Below are 16,071 nucleotides of genomic sequence, written 5' to 3' on the forward strand. Positions count from 1 at the left end.
AATACACCGCCTCCGGGCGGTGTATTTGTTTCCGGGACAGGAGGAGATCACCGATGAGCAAGCTGCCGGCGGGGTGGGATGACGAGGCACATAGCCATTGGTCGAGGGGGGATCGCCAGCAGGCTGTCCAGCAGGTGCTGATGAGGCTGAACGAGGCAAGGATCAAGCCTGTTCCCCTGCAGCTGCAGTTGGCCTATTACCTCTTTTTGTCAGGGGATCCCGCCTCGGCCGCTCAGGTACTGATGCTGGCGCACCAGGGCTCGCCCGAGGACGACGAGGTGCTGCGCAATCTCTGCGTCTGTCTCTCCCGCTCGGGTCAGCATGAGCGGGCCGTGGTTCATCTGACCGAGCTGGTCCGCCGTGAGCCGGCCGATTATCTGACCTATGACGGACTCTGCACTTCCCTCGCCAAGCTTGGGCGCTATGCCGAAGCCTCGGTGGCGGGGGCCCGGGCCCTGACCCTCAAGGATGAGGCCGTCTCGCAGCCCGTCGAGGGGTGGGCGCTGCCGGCAGAGGGGCCGGCAGCCTGGCTGGCCGGGCAGGGGGAGAGGCAGCCCGTCATCGCCTTCTCCCTCTGGGGCAAGCAGGCCCGTTACTTGCGGGGAGCGCTCGACAATGTGCTGGCCGCAGCCTACCTCTATCCCGGCTGGCGGGTGCGCTTCTACGTGGATGCCAGCGTGCCGGGAGAGTTGCTGACCTGCCTGCGGGAGCATGGCGCCGAGGTCAGGATGCAACCCGACGGTCAGTCCCTGCGTCAGCGCCTGTGCTGGCGCTTCCAGGTCGCCAATGATCCCGGAGTGGGACGCTTTCTTGTGCGCGATGCGGACTCCGTGCTGAATCTGCGGGAGCGGCTGGCGGTCGATGACTGGCTTGCATCGGGGCACTGGTTCCATATCATGCGTGACTGGTGGAGCCACACCGATCTGGTGCTGGCAGGCATGTGGGGCGGTGTGGCCGGCGTGCTTCCACCCTTGCAGCCGCTGCTGGAGGGTTATCAATCCAGGACCATGGAGACGCCGAATATCGATCAGTGGTTCCTGCGTGACTGCCTGTGGCGCTATCTGCGCCAGAGTGCGCTGATACATGATCGCTGCTTTGCTCCGGCAGGCGTCGTCCCCTGGCCGCAGCCGGCCCCGGCGGGCAATGAACATGTGGGGCAGGATCTCTTCAGGGCCCAGGGGGAAAAGCAGGCCGCTCGGCTGGCCCCCTGGATCGCCCGTTTGTCGTGTTTACGTTGAGGACAATGATGGAACAGAAGAAACGGATCTGGGTGGCGGTCGGTGTCATCGAGAACGAACGGGGCGATATCTTCATCGCCAAACGCTCCGCCGATCGCCATCAGGGGGATCGCTGGGAGTTTCCGGGGGGCAAGGTGGAGTCGGGGGAAGACCTGCTCACCGCGCTGGACAGAGAGCTGTGGGAAGAGATCGGGATCCGGGTGCAGGACTGCGCTCCCTTCATGGAGCTGCACCACGACTACCCCGACAAGCAGGTGTTGCTGGATATCTGGAAGGTAACCCGTTTCCATGGCGAGCCCTTCGGCAAGGAGGGGCAGGAGTGCCGCTGGGTGCCGCTGGCCTCGCTCCACGAGTACCACTTCCCGGATGCCAACGGCCCCATAGTGGCGCGGCTGCAAGCCTCGCTGGCCTGAGGGCAGAGCACAACCATTGAAAAAGGGCCGGTCAGGCCCTTTCTTGATCGTGTTGTGTTTATTGCCAGGGATCGCCCTGTTCCGGGTCGGGCAGCAGATCCGGGTTGATCTCGCCGGGAATGCGCTTCTCTTCGTCGGCCCATTCACCGAGGTCGATCAGCTGGCAGCGCTTGCTGCAGAAGGGGCGAAACGGGCTCTCGGGAGTCCATTCAACCTCACTCTGACAGGTGGGGCATTTTACCTTGGTGACCATGTCGTTCTCTCCTTAGCAGCAGGCGAGCTGGAAGGGGACGTCGCCAATCTGCTGTTCCGTCGTCGGCAGGAAGCGCAGGGCGAAGCGGTTCTTGTGGCCGCTCAGGGTGGGGTAGCAGGCTTGTCCATTGGGCAAGCGAATACGGATAAGCTCGGCCCCTTCGGCGGTGTCCTGGAAGAAGCCGTTGGTGGCCACCTGATCGCTGAAGTTGCCCGACTCGCGCCACAGGCGCAGCAGCAGGGAGATGGCGTTCATCAGCAGGGTGATGTCGCTGAGCCATTGCTGCATCTGCTGGTGGCGGGCGACGGCTGGCGTGGCCAGCCAGTGATGCAGCTGGGGTACGTCGAAGGCGCACAGCCCCCCCGGAATGGAGAAACGCTGGCGGATGGAGCCGAGCAGGCGATCTTCCTTCAGGCGGGCACCGGGACGGGGGGAGTTGAGCAGGCTGCGGGAGAGCTGGGTGCTTTCCTGCTGCATCCGCTGGATCTGCTCGAGGTCGACGTCAGGCAGGCTGGCCCAGTGGCTCAGCCGCTGGCCGAGGCGCTCCAGGTCCTTGATGAGATCGGCGCGCAGGTCGCCGCGCTCCAGCAGCTCCTGCAAATCGAACAACCCCTTGAAGAAGGCGATGTGTGCCCAGGACTGGTCACTCTCCAGATTGTCGCGGATCTGGGAAAACAGGGACTCCAGACGAAGATAGGTCCGGCTTTTTTCATTGAGGGGGAAATCGTAAATCATGCCTAATCCTGGCCAGCCATAAACCGGCCTAGTGTACTCACTGTTGGCGGGCTTGTTGAGAGGCAAATGCCAGATATGTCTGGTGCAGGGCCAAAATTCGCTCTCGGATGGTCTCACTTGTGACACTCTGGTTGTCCAGCACGTCATCGGCCATCGCCAGGCGTTCCCCGCGGCGCGCCTGGGACGCCAGTATCGCCTCTGCCTGCGCCCGGCTCACGCCATCCCGACGACAGGTTCGCTCTATCTGGGTCTCCTCGTCCACGTCGATGACCAGCACCCGATCGGCGAGGGAGGTGAGCCGGTTCTCCACCAGCAGGGGCACCACCAGCAGGCAGTAGGGAGACTCGGCGGTCGCGCACTGGCGCAGCATTTCGCTGCGGATGAGGGGGTGGAGCAGGGCGTTGAGCCAGGCCTTGGCCGCCGGGTCGCTGAAGATATGCTCGCGCAGTCTGCGGCGATCGAGCCGGCCATCGGACGAGATGACATCCTGGCCAAAATGGTCGGCAATGGCGGCCAGGGCCGGGGTGCCGGGCTCCACGACCTCGCGGGCGATGATGTCGGCATCCACCACCTCGATGCCCAGCTCGGCAAAGCGGTTGGCGATGGTGGTCTTGCCGCTGCCGATGCCCCCTGTGATGGCGACTACATACATGGGTCAGAGATCCTCTTGCTAGAGCACGACATGGAGATACCAGCGGGTGATGCTATCCCCCCACAGCAGCGCTATCCAGCCCGCGATGGCGAGATAGGGGCCGAAGGGGATGGGCTTGCCCTGATGGTGGTTGCGAAGCAGGATGAGGCCGATACCTATGGCGGCGCCGACCAGGGAGGAGAGCAGCAGCACTATGGGCAGCACCTGCCAGCCGAGCCAGGCGCCGAGGGCTGCCAGCAGCTTGAAATCGCCATAACCCATGCCCTCCTTGCCGGTGAGCAGCTTGAAGGCCCAGTAGAGGGCCCAGAGCACCAGATAGCCTGCCATGGCGCCGATCACCGCATCCGCCAGGGGGACGAAGCCTCCCAACAGGTTGAACAGCAGACCGCCCCACAGCAGTGGCAGGGTGAGCTGGTCCGGCAGCAGCATCTTGTCCAGATCGATGAAGGTGAGCGCCACCAGTACCCAGGTCAGCACGAGGGCCGCCAAGGTTCCCCAGCCGGGAGTGAGGGTGGCGGCCACGGCGACCGACAGCAGGGCAGTGAGCAATTCGACCAGGGGATAGCGGGCGGAGATGGGGGCTCGGCAGTTGCGACAGCGCCCCCTGAGCCAGAGCCAGCTCAGCAGGGGGATGTTCTCCAGCGCACCTATGGGGTGGTCGCAATGGGGGCAGCGGGAGCGGGGCACCATCAGGTTGTAGCGTCCAGTGGCCGGGATGGGGGACGTATGGTCACCGAAATAGTCGGTGTATTCGGCGTGCCAGTCCCGCTCCATCATGATGGGCAGGCGATGGATCACCACGTTGAGGAAGCTGCCCACCATCAGGGAGAAGAGAAACACCAGGGAGAGATAAAACCAGGGCAGGGCCTGGGCCAGTTCGATCAGGGGCGCCATAAGTCAACCGCTTGCGTTGAGAGAGAAGGGGCCAGGCCGAACTGGCTGGCCCTCTTGCCGAAGGGGCTCAGTGTATCACAGAGCCGAGCTTGAAGATGGGGAGGTACATGGCCACGACCATGCCGCCGACCAGCACCCCGAGCACCACCATGATGATGGGTTCCAGCAGGCTGGTGAGGCCGTCGACCATGTCGTCCACCTCCTGTTCGAAGATGGCCGCGACCTTGGAGAGCATGTCATCGATGGCGCCGGACTCCTCGCCGATCATCACCATCTGGGTCACCATGTCGGGGAAGAGATCCACGGTGCGCATGGCGACGTTGATCTGCATGCCGGCCACCACCTCGTTGCGGATGGCCATGATGGCGGTGCGATAGACATAGTTGCCCGACGCCCCGGCCGCCGAGACCAGCGCATCCACCAGGGGGATACCGGCGGAGAAGGTGGTGGATAGGGTGCGGGCGAAGCGGGCCATGGCGGCCTTGTGCAATATGTTGCCCACCACGGGAATGGTGAGGATGAACCTGTCTGTGCTGTCCCTGACCTTCTGGGATTTTCGCCAGGCACGCACATAGAGGAAGATGGCGAGGGCGAGGCCGCCAAAGATGACATACCACCACGCCTGCATGAAGCGGGAGATGCCGATGACGAACCGGGTGAAGGCGGGCAACTCGGCCCCGAAGCTCCGGAAGATCTCCTCGAACTGGGGGATGACGAACAGCAGCAGGATGGAGGTGACGACGATGGCCACCAGGATGACCATGGCCGGATAGAACATGGCCTTCTTGATCTTGGATTTGAGGGCCTCGTTCTTCTCGCGATAGGTGGCAATCCGGTCGTAGATGGTTTCCAGTGCACCGGACTGCTCTCCGGCCTCGACCAGGTCGCAATAGAGATCGTCGAAGTAACGGGGGTGACGGTGCAACGCCTCCGACAGCGGGGTACCTGTCTCCACGTCGGCGGCGATCTGGCCGATCAGTTCGCGCACCGCCGCCTTTTCATGGCCGCGTGCGATGATCTGCAGGCTCTGTACCAGGGGTACGCCGGCGGAGAGCATGGTGGTGATCTGGCGGGAGATGACGGCGATGTCCATCGGCTTGATCCGGGCGCCGCCCTTGGAGAACAGCCCCTGCCCCTGCTTGCTGACCTTGGTGACATTGACGCCCTGCTTGCGCAGTTCCGCCTTGACGGTATTGATGCTGTCGGCCTGCAACTCGCCTGACACCTTCTGTCCCTTGCGATTGAACCCGTGCCAGCGGAAGGAGAAGACCTTTTTTGGTGCGTTCTGTTTTTGAGCTAATGTAGCCATCACTGCATCCTGCAATTGGGCGACGGTGGCCGGGTGCTGCTGCCCATCCGGCTCATCTTGGCTTGAAGAACATCATCGGGGTGATGGCAGCGGCTTCACCCGGTGAGATGACTCGAACACAGCGTACTCAGTTGGTAGTGATCCTGTTTATTTCGGCCAGGCTGGTGACTCCCAGGCGGGCTTTTTCAAGGCCGGAGGTGCGCAGGGTGCGCATCCCTTCCTTCTGGGCGATGGCCGCGATTTGCAGCGAGTTGGCTCCTTGCATGATGAGCTTGGCGATGTTGTCTGACATCAGCATGATCTCATAGATCCCGACCCGCCCTCGGTAGCCTCCCGAGCACTCCTTGCACCCCACGGGTTTGAACAGTCGCAAGCCGGCGGCCAGTTGCTGCTGGGTAAAGCCCAGCTCCAGCAGCTCGGCTTCCGGCACCACCTCGGGCGCCTTGCAGTGATCGCACAACTTGCGGGCGAGGCGCTGGGCCATGATGAGGGTGACCGAGGAGGCGATGTTGAAGGCGGGGACACCCATGTTCATCATCCGGGTGAGCGTCTCGGCCGCCGAGTTGGTGTGCAGGGTGGACAGCACCAGGTGGCCGGTCTGGGCGGCCTTGATGGCGATCTCGGCGGTCTCCAGATCCCGGATCTCCCCCACCATGACGATGTCGGGATCCTGGCGCAGGAAGGAGCGCAGGGCGCTGGCGAAGGTGAGCCCCGCCTTGGGGTTGATCTGCACCTGGTTCACGCCGGGCAGGTTGATCTCCACCGGATCCTCGGCGGTGGAGATGTTGACCTCGTTGGTATTGAGGATGTTGAGACCGGTATAGAGCGATACCGTCTTGCCCGACCCCGTGGGGCCGGTGACCAGTATCATCCCCTGGGGTTTGGAGAGGGCATGCAGGTATTGCCCCTTCTGGCGGTCGTCGAAGCCGAGTTGATCGATATTGAGCCTGGCTGCAGATGAATCCAGCAGTCGGATGACGATCTTCTCGCCCCACATGGTGGGCAGGGTGTTGACCCGCATGTCCATGGATCTGTTGCGCGAAATCTTGAGCTTGATGCGGCCATCCTGGGGCAGACGCCGCTCGGCGATGTCGAGCCGTGCCATGACTTTTAAGCGCGCCGCGAAACGGTTTGCCAGGTTCACCGGCGGGGTGGCGATTTCGTGCAGTATGCCGTCGATCCGGAAGCGGATCCGGTACTTGGTCTCGTAAGGTTCGAAATGCAGGTCCGATGCGCCGCGCTTGATGGCGTCCATCATGATCTTGTGGATGTACTTGACGATGGGGGCGTCGTCGTCGGCCGTATTGACGCTCTCATCGAGGCGGGAATTCTCGTCGGACACCTCGAGCTCGGAGATCTCGGCCTCGTCGATGTGATCCATGCCGAGGGTATCCTGCTCGCTCTCCATCAACTTGCCGATGGCGGCGGTCAGCTTGCTCTCCTCGACCAGCAGGGCTTCCGTGTGCAGACCGAAGCTGAAGCCGAAATCCTCCAGGGCCGACACATTGGTCGGATCCGACATGGCGATATAGAGGGTGTGGCCCTGGGTATAGATGGGCAGGACGTGGTGTTTTTCAATCAGCTTTTGATTGAGGTATTTCTGCGGGATCTCGGCCAGGTCGAAGGCGGCCAGATCCAGCAGAGGTACCCCATACTCAAGCTCGCAAAAGTCGGCGAGGGCCTTGCTGTCGAGGATGTCGTTTTCAATCAGGAAGGTGACAAAGGGCTTGCGCTGCGCCCTGGCCTGGCTCAGATAGCGCTGTGAGTCCGGCTCACTGAGGAGGGAGGAAGCGGCCAGGCTGGTAGCCAGGCCGCTATTAAGGCTAGAGGTCATGCGTTAGCAATAGCCATCTTGCTTGCAGGTTCCAGACGTGACCCAGTTTATTTGTTCACCAGGTACTGTAGAAGTTGTTAATGCTGGGCTTGCACTTAGTATGTATGTTGATTCTTTGGCAGAATCAAAAGTAGCTGAGGATCTGACTGTAATTGCACCGGCAGTTGTAACATCGGTAGAAACGGGAGTCTTAACATACTCTTGGTTATCAACTGCTGCAGAAAGAGCAGCAAAGGCTCTTGCTCCGCAGCCAGTCGTAGTATTCATAATTTCTGCGTTGTCTCTAGCTCCTTGGACACACACCTCTATAGCTGTTTTTGCTGGGCCTATAGCTGCAATTACTTCTGAGAATTTAGCTCGTTTGGTATAGGTCTGATACGCTGGCAAGGCGATGGCGGCGAGGATGGCGACGATCGCAACGACGATCATCAATTCGATTAGCGTAAACCCTGACTGTCTTTTCATGTCAAATATCCTTTTTTCCATGGTTCCTGATAAGCACAGGTGGAATGCTATCCACATTGGTATCTTATCTGAGCGCTTCGGGTTGGCAACAGAGGCGGAGCCCTTGTTAACCACTTTTGTGTCATTTAGTGAAAGTTGTAGAAAAATCAAAGATTAAATGGTTTCTCTTGGCACTGCTCAAGGTTGGGGGGGGCCCATCTTCACACTCCTTATGTCGCGGGATCCTGCATAAAGAAAAGGCGCCGATGGCGCCTTTTGCAAGTTTCGAGCCCTGTAATATTTCTGGGCCAAACGGCGGGTCTGGCTCGTTCAGCCCTCGGCCACGTCTTCCATAAAGCGCATCGAGAGATCCAGTGCCCGTACGTGTTTGGTCAGCGCCCCCACCGAGATAAAGTCGACGCCGGTCGCGGCATAGCTGGCAAGGGTGTCGAGCGTCACGTTGCCGGAGACCTCCAGCTTGGCGCGTCCCTGGTTCAGGTGGACGGCCTCCTTCATCATGGGGATGTCGAAGTTGTCCAGCATCACGATGTCGGCACGGGCCGCCAGCGCTTGCTCCAGCTCGGCCAGGGATTCGACCTCCACTTCCACCGGCTTGCCCGGATTGAGGTGGCGTGCCTGTGCGATCGCCGGCGCTATACCGCCGCAGGCGAGGATATGGTTCTCCTTGATGAGATAGGCGTCGTAGAGACCGATGCGGTGGTTCTTGCCGCCGCCACAGGTGACCGCATATTTCTGGGCGGTGCGAAGACCGGGCAGGGTCTTGCGGGTGTCGAGCAGCCGGCAGTCCGTTCCCTCCAGCTCGGCCACATAACGGGCGGTCAGGGTGGCGACGCCGGAGAGAGTCTGCACGAAGTTGAGGGCATTGCGTTCGCCGGTGAGCAGCACACGGGCGGGGCCGTGCAGGCGGAACAGCTCCTGATTGGGGAGGAGGCGTTCGCCATCCTGCACCTTCCACTCCACCCTGACGTCGCCGCCGAGCTGGGCAAACACCTCGTCTACCCAGGGCTGACCGCAGAAGACGCCCGCCTCGCGGGTGATGACTCGCGCAGTCGAGATGCGATCCGCCGGGATCAGCTGGGCGGTGATATCGGCGCTGGCATCCGGTTGGTCCAGTGCGGTAAGGGCATCGCCCAAGTCTTCGAGAAGTGCGGCGCGCACGGCGCGGCGGATGTCCTGTTGTAACATGCCTTATTCCTGCAAGGGTCTGAGAAGCAACTGCCTGTCTTTCTGGCGCAATTCCAGCCTGCCCAGGGCATTCATGCCCACCAGGATCTCCTCCCCGTCGGCGGCCGGATTGATAAAGACGGACAAATCGTACAGGGTCAGCGGACCCATCGCCAGACTTTCGATCCGGCCGGTATCGACCAGGATCTCCCCGGCGGCCGTGTTGACCCGGCTGCGGCCGGTGGCGACGAGGCCGAGCCGGGAGGCCACCTGGCTCGGTATGGTCACCCGGGTCGCCCCCGTGTCCAGCAGCAGTTGCACCGGCTGGTCGTTGATGGCACCCTCCAGACGATAATGACCGCTGGCATCCGCCTTGAGCAGCAGATCGCCGCTGGCGGTCACCGACGGTTGTTCGCGACCATGAAAGTAGAGGGTCAGCAGACCCAGCAGCGAGAGCCAGGCGAGCAGCCAGAGACGGCGTGCCATCGGGTGCATAGTATGTCCCACATCGCGCGAGTGAATGGCCAAGCCTAACACAGCTTTACCCGTGGATTCAGGGACTTGTTTCCTGTTTATCACCCCCTTCCCATTGTGAGTCGAGCAGACGATGACACAACCCAGAACCCCGTTTTCCATCGATAGTGAAGGCTGGTGCGAGCAGGCCCGCAAGGTGCCGTCGCCCCATCACAACGAGCGCGCCAGTCCGGACGATGTCTCCCTGCTGGTGATACACGGCATCAGCCTGCCCCCGGGGGAGTTCGGCGGTCCCTTCATCGACGATCTGTTTCTCGGCCGGCTCGATCCCGAGGCGCACCCCTATTTTGCCGGCATTCATCAGCTGAGGGTGTCGGCCCACTGCCTGATCCGCCGGGACGGCGAGCTGGTGCAATACGTGCCGTTCGGTGCCAGAGCCTGGCATGCGGGGGTGTCGAGCTGGGCGGGGCGGGAGGCGTGCAACGACTACTCCATCGGCATCGAACTGGAAGGGACCGACGAGCTTCCCTACTGCGAGGTGCAATACGAGGTGCTGTCGGACCTCAGCTGGGCGATTGCTCGCCGTTATCCCGCCATCACGGCGGAGCGGATCGTCGGGCACTGCGACATCGCGCCGGGCCGCAAGACGGATCCGGGCGACAGTTTCGAATGGCTGCGATATCGAGAAAAACTCCACTTTTAGTGAAAAGTGCAAAATTAGTTAGTGTTTTTAGAATCAATGGCTTGCCCTATGGGGCAGGCCATTTTTCATGCTGTTGAGCAAATGTTGCCGGTGATCGAGCTCACAAATATTGGTCAGACCATTTTCTATGAGCTACATCATGATTCCGCTGTTTTACCCCCAAAGTGGCAAGCCGGCTTCTTGATTCAGATCATATTTTGGGTGGACTTTTTCCAAGCCCTCTGCTAATTTTCGCCCCAACCATAAAATTGGTAATACCAATTTAACAAAGTAGCCTCATGCCCTATATCAAGATTACTCAGCCCAAGCTGGCCGACGCCATCGTCGCCGAGCTGGAAAGCATGATTCTGGAAGGCAGCCTGCAGCCGGGCCAGAAGTTGCCGCCCGAGCGGGAACTCGCCATCCAGTTTCAGGTGTCGCGCCCCTCCCTGCGCGAAGCCATCCAGCGCCTGGAAGCGAGAGGACTCTTGTATCGTCGTCAGGGCGGCGGCACCTATGTGCAGAATGCCTTGAGCAAGGGGATCGCCGATCCCCTGTTCGAACTGCTCAGCACTCACCCGGAAGCCCAGTACGACCTGCTGGAGTTTCGTCACGCGCTGGAAGGCATCTGTGCCTACTACGCGGCGCTGCGGGGCACAGAGGCTGATTTCGAGCGGATCCGCCTGGCGCAGGCCGCCATCGAGGAGGCGGGCCAGCAAGGGTCGCTGGTGGTCGAGTCGGCCGCCGTCACCCAGTTCTATCTGGCCGTGGCCGAGGCCTCCCACAACGTGGTGCTGCTGCACCTGTTGCGGGCCATGGGCCCCATGCTCGAGCAGAACATTTTACGAAACAATGAAATTTTGAATCGCCGTCCGGGAGTGGTCGCCAAGATCCGTCGCCATCGTGCGAGCCTGATCGAGGCTATCCTGTCGGGGGCTCCGGAGCGGGCCAGGGCTGCTTGTCATGAGCACCTGGCCTTTATCGAGGACACCTTGTTGGATATGCAGAGGGAAGACAGCCGGATCCAGCGATCCATGCGTCGGATCCGTCAGCAGGAAAACTAATCCCACAAGGCTTTCTTTATTGTCGAATGCTTGCGCCCTTCGCCGTGCAATGCCGTGCAATCACAACAACATAGGAACCAGCCATGTCTGATATCCTGAAGAACGATGTGGACCCGATAGAAACGCTGGAGTGGCTTGCCTCTCTGGAATCCCTGCTGCGTGAAGAGGGTCCGCAACGCGCTCAGTTCATCCTTGAACAGTTGGCCGAGAAAGCCCGCGCAAGCGGTGTGGACGTGGCTGCCAAGGCAAACCGCGACTACATCAACACCATCCCTGCCAGCGACGAGCCGGCTTACCCGGGCGACCTGGAGATGGAACGCCGCATTCGCGCCATCATCCGCTGGAACGCCATGATGATAGTGCTGCGCGCTTCCAAGAAAGACCTGGACCTGGGTGGTCACATGTCTTCCTTCGCTTCTTCCGCGACCATCTACGAGGTCTGCTACAACCACTTCTTCCGTGCCCGCAACGAGAAGGACGGTGGCGATCTGGTCTACTTCCAGGGTCACATCTCCCCGGGCATCTACGCCCGCGCCTTCGCCGAAGGTCGTCTGACCGAAGAGCAGCTGGACAACTTCCGTCAGGAAGTGGATGGCAAGGGTATTCCTTCCTACCCGCACCCGAAACTGATGCCGGAATTCTGGCAGTTCCCGACCGTCTCCATGGGTCTGGGCCCCATCGCCGCCATCTATCAGGCCCGCTTCCTGAAGTACCTGACCGACCGTGGCATCAAGGATTGCTCCGAGCAGACCGTGTACGCCTTCCTGGGTGACGGCGAGATGGACGAGCCGGAAGCCAAGGGTGCCCTGACCGTCGCCGTACGCGAGAAGCTGGACAACCTGGTGTTCGTGGTCAACTGCAACCTGCAGCGTCTGGACGGCCCGGTTGTCGGCAACGGCAAGGTCATCAACGAGCTGGAAGGCCTGTTCTCCGGCGCCGGCTGGGATGTCACCAAGGTCATCTGGGGTCGCAAGTGGGATGAGCTGCTGAAGAAAGACACTTCCGGCAAGCTGATCCAGCTGATGAACGAAACCGTGGACGGCGACTACCAGACCATGAAGTCCCGCGACGGTGCCTACGTGCGCGAGCACTTCTTCAACCGTTACCCGGAAACCGCCGCGCTGGTCAAAGACATGACCGACGAGGAGATCTTCGCCCTGAACCGCGGTGGTCACGACCCCCGCAAACTGTTCGCCGCCTTCTCCAAGGCTGCACAGACCAAGGGCAAGCCGACCGTGATCCTGGCCAAGACCATCAAGGGCTATGGCATGGGCGAAGCGGCCGAAGGCAAGAACATCGCTCACCAGGTCAAGAAGATGGATCTGGGCTCCGTGCGTCACCTGCGCGATCGTTTCAACCTGCCGGTGACCGACGAGCAGCTGGAAAACCTGCCGTACCTGAAGATCGAAGAGGGTACCGAAGAGCACAAGTACCTGCACGCCCGCCGTGCCGCACTGAAGGGCTATGTACCGACCCGTCTGCGCGAGAGCACCACCAAGCTGGAAATCCCGGCGCTGGATGCCTTCGGCCCGCTGCTGGGTGAACAGGCGCGCGAAATCTCCACCACCATGGCGTTCGTGCGTTCCCTGAACGTGATGCTGAAAGACAAGTCCATCGGCAAGCGCATCGTGCCGATCCTGGCTGACGAAGCCCGTACCTTCGGTATGGAAGGCCTGTTCCGCCAGATCGGTATCTACAGCCCGCACGGTCAGCAGTACACCCCGCAAGACCGCGACATCGTCTCCTACTACAAGGAAGACAAGCAGGGTCAGGTTCTGCAAGACGGTATCAACGAGCTGGGCGCCATGTCCTCCTGGCTGGCTGCTGCCACCTCTTACAGCACCAACGACTGCCCGATGATCCCGTTCTACATCTACTACTCCATGTTCGGCTTCCAGCGGATCGGCGACATGGCGTGGGCAGCCGGTGACCAGCAAGCCCGTGGCTTCCTGCTGGGCGCGACCTCCGGTCGTACCACTCTTAACGGAGAGGGCCTGCAGCACGAAGATGGTCACAGCCACATCCTGGCCAACACCATCCCGAACTGCATCTCCTACGACCCGTCCTACGCCTACGAAGTGGCGGTGATCGTACAGGACGGCCTGCGCCGCATGTACGGTGAGAACCCGGAGAACGTGTTCTACTACATCACCACCCTGAACGAGAACTACGCCATGCCGGCCATGCCGGAAGGCGCCGAGGAAGGCATCCGCAAGGGTATCTACAAGCTGGAAACCGTGGCCGGTACCAAGGCCAAGGTTCAGCTGCTGGGTTGTGGTTCCATCCTGGGTCATGTGCGCACCGCCGCCCAGATCCTGGCAAGCGAATACGGCGTGGGTTCCGACGTGTTCAGCGTCACCTCCTTCAACGAACTGGCCCGCGACGGTCAGGACGCGGATCGCTGGAACATGCTGCACCCGACCGCCGAAGCGCGTGTGCCCTACATCGCTCAGGTGCTGGGTACCGAAGCCACCATAGCCGCGACCGACTACATGAAGTCCTTCGCCGATCAGGTGCGTGCCTTCGTTCCGACCGAGAACTACCGTGTGCTGGGTACCGACGGTTACGGCCGTTCCGACAGCCGTGCCAACCTGCGTCGTCACTTCGAAGTGAACGAGTTCTACGTGGTGGTTGCTGCCCTGACCGAACTGGCCAAGCGCGGCGAGGTAGACAAGCAGGTTGTGGCCGACGCCATCGCCAAGTACGGCATCGATGCCGACAAGGTCAACCCGCTGTACGCGTAAGAGGATTGAGTGTCGCGCCGGGTATCCGGCGCGACCTTGCCTGGGTTTAAACGGATAACGCGGGATGCGCGTGGCGATGCTCAGGCTGCCACGTGGATGCACGCAAGAGGATAAAGCGCAATGTCCAAACAGATTATGGTGCCGGATATCGGTGCCGATGAAGTTGAAGTCACCGAGATCATGGTGGCCGTGGGTGACAAGGTCGAACTGGACCAGTCCCTGATCGCCGTGGAAGGTGACAAGGCCTCCATGGAAGTCCCGGCCCCCGCCGCCGGTATTGTCAAAGAGATCCTGATCAAGGTGGGCGACAAGGTTGCCACCGGTTCCCAGATCATGGTCTTCGAAGCCGAGGGTGCTGCCGCACCGGCTCCGGCCCAGGCTGCTGCCCCGGTTGCTGCCGCGCCGGCCGCCGCTCCTGCCGCCGCCGCTCGCCAGGACGTCAACGTGCCGGACATCGGTGGTGACGAAGTCGAAGTGACTGAAATCATGGTGGCCGTGGGCGACATGGTTGAAGCCGACCAGTCCATCATCGCCGTGGAAGGTGACAAGGCCTCCATGGAAGTGCCGGCACCGTTCGCCGGTCGCGTGGTCGAGATCAAGGTTGCCGCCGGCGCCAAGGTTTCTACCGGCTCCCTGGTGATGGTCTTCGAAGTGGCGGGCGCTGCCCCGGTCGCCGTTGCCGCGCCGGCTCCTGCTGCCGCCCCTGTGGCTGCCGCTGCTCCGGTTGCCGCCGGTGCCAAAGACGTCAAGGTGCCGGACATCGGCGGTGACGAAGTGGAAGTGACCGAGATCATGGTCGCCGTGGGTGACAAGGTTGAAGCCGACCAGTCCCTGATCACCGTGGAAGGCGACAAGGCCTCCATGGAAGTGCCTGCGCCGTTCGCCGGTGTGGTCAAGGAGATCAAGGTGAAGGCGGGTGACAAGGTCTCCACCGGTTCCCTGATCATGGTGTTCGAAGTGGCGGGTGCCGCTCCGGCTGCCGTGGCTGCTCCGGCTCCTGCCGCAGCGCCTGTTGCTGCCGCTCCGGCTGCCGCCGCTCCTGCAACCGTTGCCCAGGCAGCTGCCTCCGACTTCGTCGCCAACGACGCCTACGTCCACGCCTCCCCGGCGGTACGCCGTCTGGCGCGCGAGTTCGGTGTCAACCTGGCCAAGGTGAAAGCCTCCGGTCGCAAGGGTCGCATCGTCAAAGAAGACGTACAGGCTTACGTGAAGGATGCGGTCAAGCGCGCCGAGTCCGCGCCTGCTGCCGGCACTGGCACTGGCAACGGCATGAGCGTCGTGGCCTGGCCGAAGGTTGATTTCAGCAAGTTCGGCCCGGTCGAAGAGCTGGAACTGACCCGTATCCAGAAGATCTCCGGTCCTGCCCTGCACCGCAACTGGGCCATGATCCCCCACGTCACCCAGTTCGACGAAGCCGATACCACGGATCTGGAAGCGTTCCGCAAAGAGCAGAACATCCTGGCCGAGAAGCAGAAGCTGGACGTGAAGATCACCCCGCTGGTGTTCATCCTGAAGGCGGCCGCCAAGGCCCTGGAAGCCCATCCGCGCTTCTGCAGCGCCCTGTCCGAAGACGGCAGCAAGCTGATCATGAAGAAGTACATCCACATCGGTGTGGCGGTAGATACCCCCAACGGCCTGGTGGTTCCGGTGGTTCGCGACGTCAACAAGAAGGGCATCCACGAGCTGTCCCGCGATCTGGCCGAGATCTCCAAGAAGGCCCGTGCCGGCAAGCTGACCGCTGCCGACATGCAGGGCGGTTGCTTCACCATCTCCAGCCTGGGTGGCATCGGCGGTACCAGCTTTACCCCGATCGTCAACGCGCCGGAAGTGGCCATCCTGGGCGTCTCCAAGTCCGAGATGAAGCCGAAGTGGAACGGTAAAGAGTTCGTGCCGCGTCTGATGCTGCCGCTGGCTCTGAGCTACGACCACCGCGTCATCGATGGCGCCGACGGTGCCCGCTTCATCACCACCCTGAGTGGTGTGTTGTCCGACATTCGTCGACTGGTCCTGTAAGTGAGAGGGCGGGCCCAGAGCCCGCCCTTTTTGCTTCTCATTTCGTTAACAGGATTGTAAACTTGCCCCGTTTTTTTCACGGCTGCAGCCGCCTTGCTTGGCATAAGACTGTGCTGTCCGGGGATATAAGAACGACA

15 protein-coding genes are annotated in these 16,071 nt (G+C 61.5%); 6 read left to right on the forward strand and 9 right to left on the reverse strand.

All coding sequences use genetic code 11. The features are described from left to right. Window positions 1–53 precede the first annotated feature (53 nt). Together BN1132_RS11240 and mutT are read left to right on the forward strand one after the other, a co-directional pair. Window positions 54–1,238, forward strand: a complete 1,185-nt coding sequence (locus BN1132_RS11240; RefSeq protein ID WP_042077618.1) for a tetratricopeptide repeat protein — start codon at window positions 54–56, stop codon at window positions 1,236–1,238. A gap of 8 nt (window positions 1,239–1,246) precedes the next feature. Continuing rightward, window positions 1,247–1,651: an 8-oxo-dGTP diphosphatase MutT gene (mutT, locus tag BN1132_RS11245; RefSeq protein ID WP_174213873.1), complete on the forward strand. Its 405-nt coding sequence runs from the start codon at window positions 1,247–1,249 to the stop codon at window positions 1,649–1,651. Window positions 1,652–1,709: 58 nt separating this feature from the next. On the opposite strand, the gene yacG is transcribed toward mutT, so the two are convergent. The 9 genes from yacG to BN1132_RS11290 form a co-directional block, all read right to left on the reverse strand. After that, window positions 1,710–1,904 (reverse strand): DNA gyrase inhibitor YacG, encoded by a 195-nt coding sequence (yacG, locus tag BN1132_RS11250; protein ID WP_042077620.1) that lies wholly within the window; start codon window positions 1,902–1,904, stop codon window positions 1,710–1,712. Between the two features lie 12 nt (window positions 1,905–1,916). Further along, window positions 1,917–2,639: a cell division protein ZapD gene (zapD, locus tag BN1132_RS11255; RefSeq protein ID WP_042077622.1), complete on the reverse strand. Its 723-nt coding sequence runs from the start codon at window positions 2,637–2,639 to the stop codon at window positions 1,917–1,919. Between the two features lie 37 nt (window positions 2,640–2,676). Continuing rightward, the gene (gene coaE / locus BN1132_RS11260; RefSeq protein ID WP_042077623.1) at window positions 2,677–3,291 is read right to left on the reverse strand and encodes a dephospho-CoA kinase; all 615 of its coding nucleotides are present in this window, start codon (window positions 3,289–3,291) and stop codon (window positions 2,677–2,679) included. 18 nt (window positions 3,292–3,309) lie between these two features. Next, window positions 3,310–4,185 (reverse strand): prepilin peptidase, encoded by an 876-nt coding sequence (locus BN1132_RS11265; protein ID WP_042077625.1) that lies wholly within the window; start codon window positions 4,183–4,185, stop codon window positions 3,310–3,312. A 67-nt stretch (window positions 4,186–4,252) separates the two neighbouring features. Next, a complete protein-coding gene (locus BN1132_RS11270; RefSeq protein ID WP_042077626.1) occupies window positions 4,253–5,494 on the reverse strand; it encodes a type II secretion system F family protein in 1,242 nt (413 codons plus the stop codon). 127 nt (window positions 5,495–5,621) lie between these two features. Beyond that, entirely contained in the window at window positions 5,622–7,328 is a 1,707-nt protein-coding gene (gene tapB, locus BN1132_RS11275; RefSeq protein WP_042077628.1) for a PilB family type IVa pilus assembly ATPase TapB, read from the reverse strand. A 3-nt stretch (window positions 7,329–7,331) separates the two neighbouring features. Next, a complete protein-coding gene (locus BN1132_RS20365; RefSeq protein WP_042077629.1) occupies window positions 7,332–7,793 on the reverse strand; it encodes a pilin in 462 nt (153 codons plus the stop codon). A 309-nt stretch (window positions 7,794–8,102) separates the two neighbouring features. Beyond that, window positions 8,103–8,978, reverse strand: coding sequence for a carboxylating nicotinate-nucleotide diphosphorylase (gene nadC / locus BN1132_RS11285; RefSeq protein WP_042077630.1), 876 nt, complete (start codon window positions 8,976–8,978; stop codon window positions 8,103–8,105). A gap of 3 nt (window positions 8,979–8,981) precedes the next feature. Further along, entirely contained in the window at window positions 8,982–9,452 is a 471-nt protein-coding gene (locus BN1132_RS11290; protein ID WP_042077632.1) for a retropepsin-like aspartic protease family protein, read from the reverse strand. A gap of 112 nt (window positions 9,453–9,564) precedes the next feature. On the opposite strand from BN1132_RS11290, the gene ampD reads away from it, so the two are divergent. The 4 genes from ampD to aceF all read left to right on the forward strand — a co-directional run bounded on the left by ampD (window position 9,565) and on the right by aceF (window position 15,934). Further along, complete coding sequence (ampD, locus tag BN1132_RS11295) at window positions 9,565–10,134, forward strand: 1,6-anhydro-N-acetylmuramyl-L-alanine amidase AmpD (RefSeq protein WP_042077634.1); 570 nt, start codon at window positions 9,565–9,567, stop codon at window positions 10,132–10,134. Window positions 10,135–10,412: 278 nt separating this feature from the next. Next, a complete protein-coding gene (gene pdhR / locus BN1132_RS11305; protein ID WP_010675815.1) occupies window positions 10,413–11,177 on the forward strand; it encodes a pyruvate dehydrogenase complex transcriptional repressor PdhR in 765 nt (254 codons plus the stop codon). An 83-nt stretch (window positions 11,178–11,260) separates the two neighbouring features. Next, window positions 11,261–13,921, forward strand: a complete 2,661-nt coding sequence (gene aceE / locus BN1132_RS11310; RefSeq protein WP_042077637.1) for a pyruvate dehydrogenase (acetyl-transferring), homodimeric type — start codon at window positions 11,261–11,263, stop codon at window positions 13,919–13,921. A gap of 120 nt (window positions 13,922–14,041) precedes the next feature. Next, a complete protein-coding gene (gene aceF / locus BN1132_RS11315; protein WP_042077638.1) occupies window positions 14,042–15,934 on the forward strand; it encodes a pyruvate dehydrogenase complex dihydrolipoyllysine-residue acetyltransferase in 1,893 nt (630 codons plus the stop codon). Window positions 15,935–16,071 lie beyond the last annotated feature (137 nt).

It is taken from the genome of Aeromonas sanarellii, assembly GCF_000820085.1.
Taxonomy (GTDB): Bacteria; Pseudomonadota; Gammaproteobacteria; order Enterobacterales; family Aeromonadaceae; genus Aeromonas; species Aeromonas sanarellii.

Excerpts from the sequence above, each read along its gene's own strand:
- BN1132_RS11240 (WP_042077618.1), top strand. The coding sequence starts at position 54 with ATGAGCAAGCTGCCGGCGGGGTGGGATGACGAGGCACATAGCCATTGG.
- mutT (WP_174213873.1), top strand. The coding sequence starts at position 1,247 with ATGGAACAGAAGAAACGGATCTGGGTGGCGGTCGGTGTCATCGAGAAC.
- yacG (WP_042077620.1), bottom strand. The coding sequence starts at position 1,904 with ATGGTCACCAAGGTAAAATGCCCCACCTGTCAGAGTGAGGTTGAATGG.
- zapD (WP_042077622.1), bottom strand. The coding sequence starts at position 2,639 with ATGATTTACGATTTCCCCCTCAATGAAAAAAGCCGGACCTATCTTCGT.
- coaE (WP_042077623.1), bottom strand. The coding sequence starts at position 3,291 with ATGTATGTAGTCGCCATCACAGGGGGCATCGGCAGCGGCAAGACCACC.
- BN1132_RS11265 (WP_042077625.1), bottom strand. The coding sequence starts at position 4,185 with ATGGCGCCCCTGATCGAACTGGCCCAGGCCCTGCCCTGGTTTTATCTC.
- BN1132_RS11270 (WP_042077626.1), bottom strand. The coding sequence starts at position 5,494 with ATGGCTACATTAGCTCAAAAACAGAACGCACCAAAAAAGGTCTTCTCC.
- tapB (WP_042077628.1), bottom strand. The coding sequence starts at position 7,328 with ATGACCTCTAGCCTTAATAGCGGCCTGGCTACCAGCCTGGCCGCTTCC.
- BN1132_RS20365 (WP_042077629.1), bottom strand. The coding sequence starts at position 7,793 with ATGAAAAGACAGTCAGGGTTTACGCTAATCGAATTGATGATCGTCGTT.
- nadC (WP_042077630.1), bottom strand. The coding sequence starts at position 8,978 with ATGTTACAACAGGACATCCGCCGCGCCGTGCGCGCCGCACTTCTCGAA.
- BN1132_RS11290 (WP_042077632.1), bottom strand. The coding sequence starts at position 9,452 with ATGCACCCGATGGCACGCCGTCTCTGGCTGCTCGCCTGGCTCTCGCTG.
- ampD (WP_042077634.1), top strand. The coding sequence starts at position 9,565 with ATGACACAACCCAGAACCCCGTTTTCCATCGATAGTGAAGGCTGGTGC.
- pdhR (WP_010675815.1), top strand. The coding sequence starts at position 10,413 with ATGCCCTATATCAAGATTACTCAGCCCAAGCTGGCCGACGCCATCGTC.
- aceE (WP_042077637.1), top strand. The coding sequence starts at position 11,261 with ATGTCTGATATCCTGAAGAACGATGTGGACCCGATAGAAACGCTGGAG.
- aceF (WP_042077638.1), top strand. The coding sequence starts at position 14,042 with ATGTCCAAACAGATTATGGTGCCGGATATCGGTGCCGATGAAGTTGAA.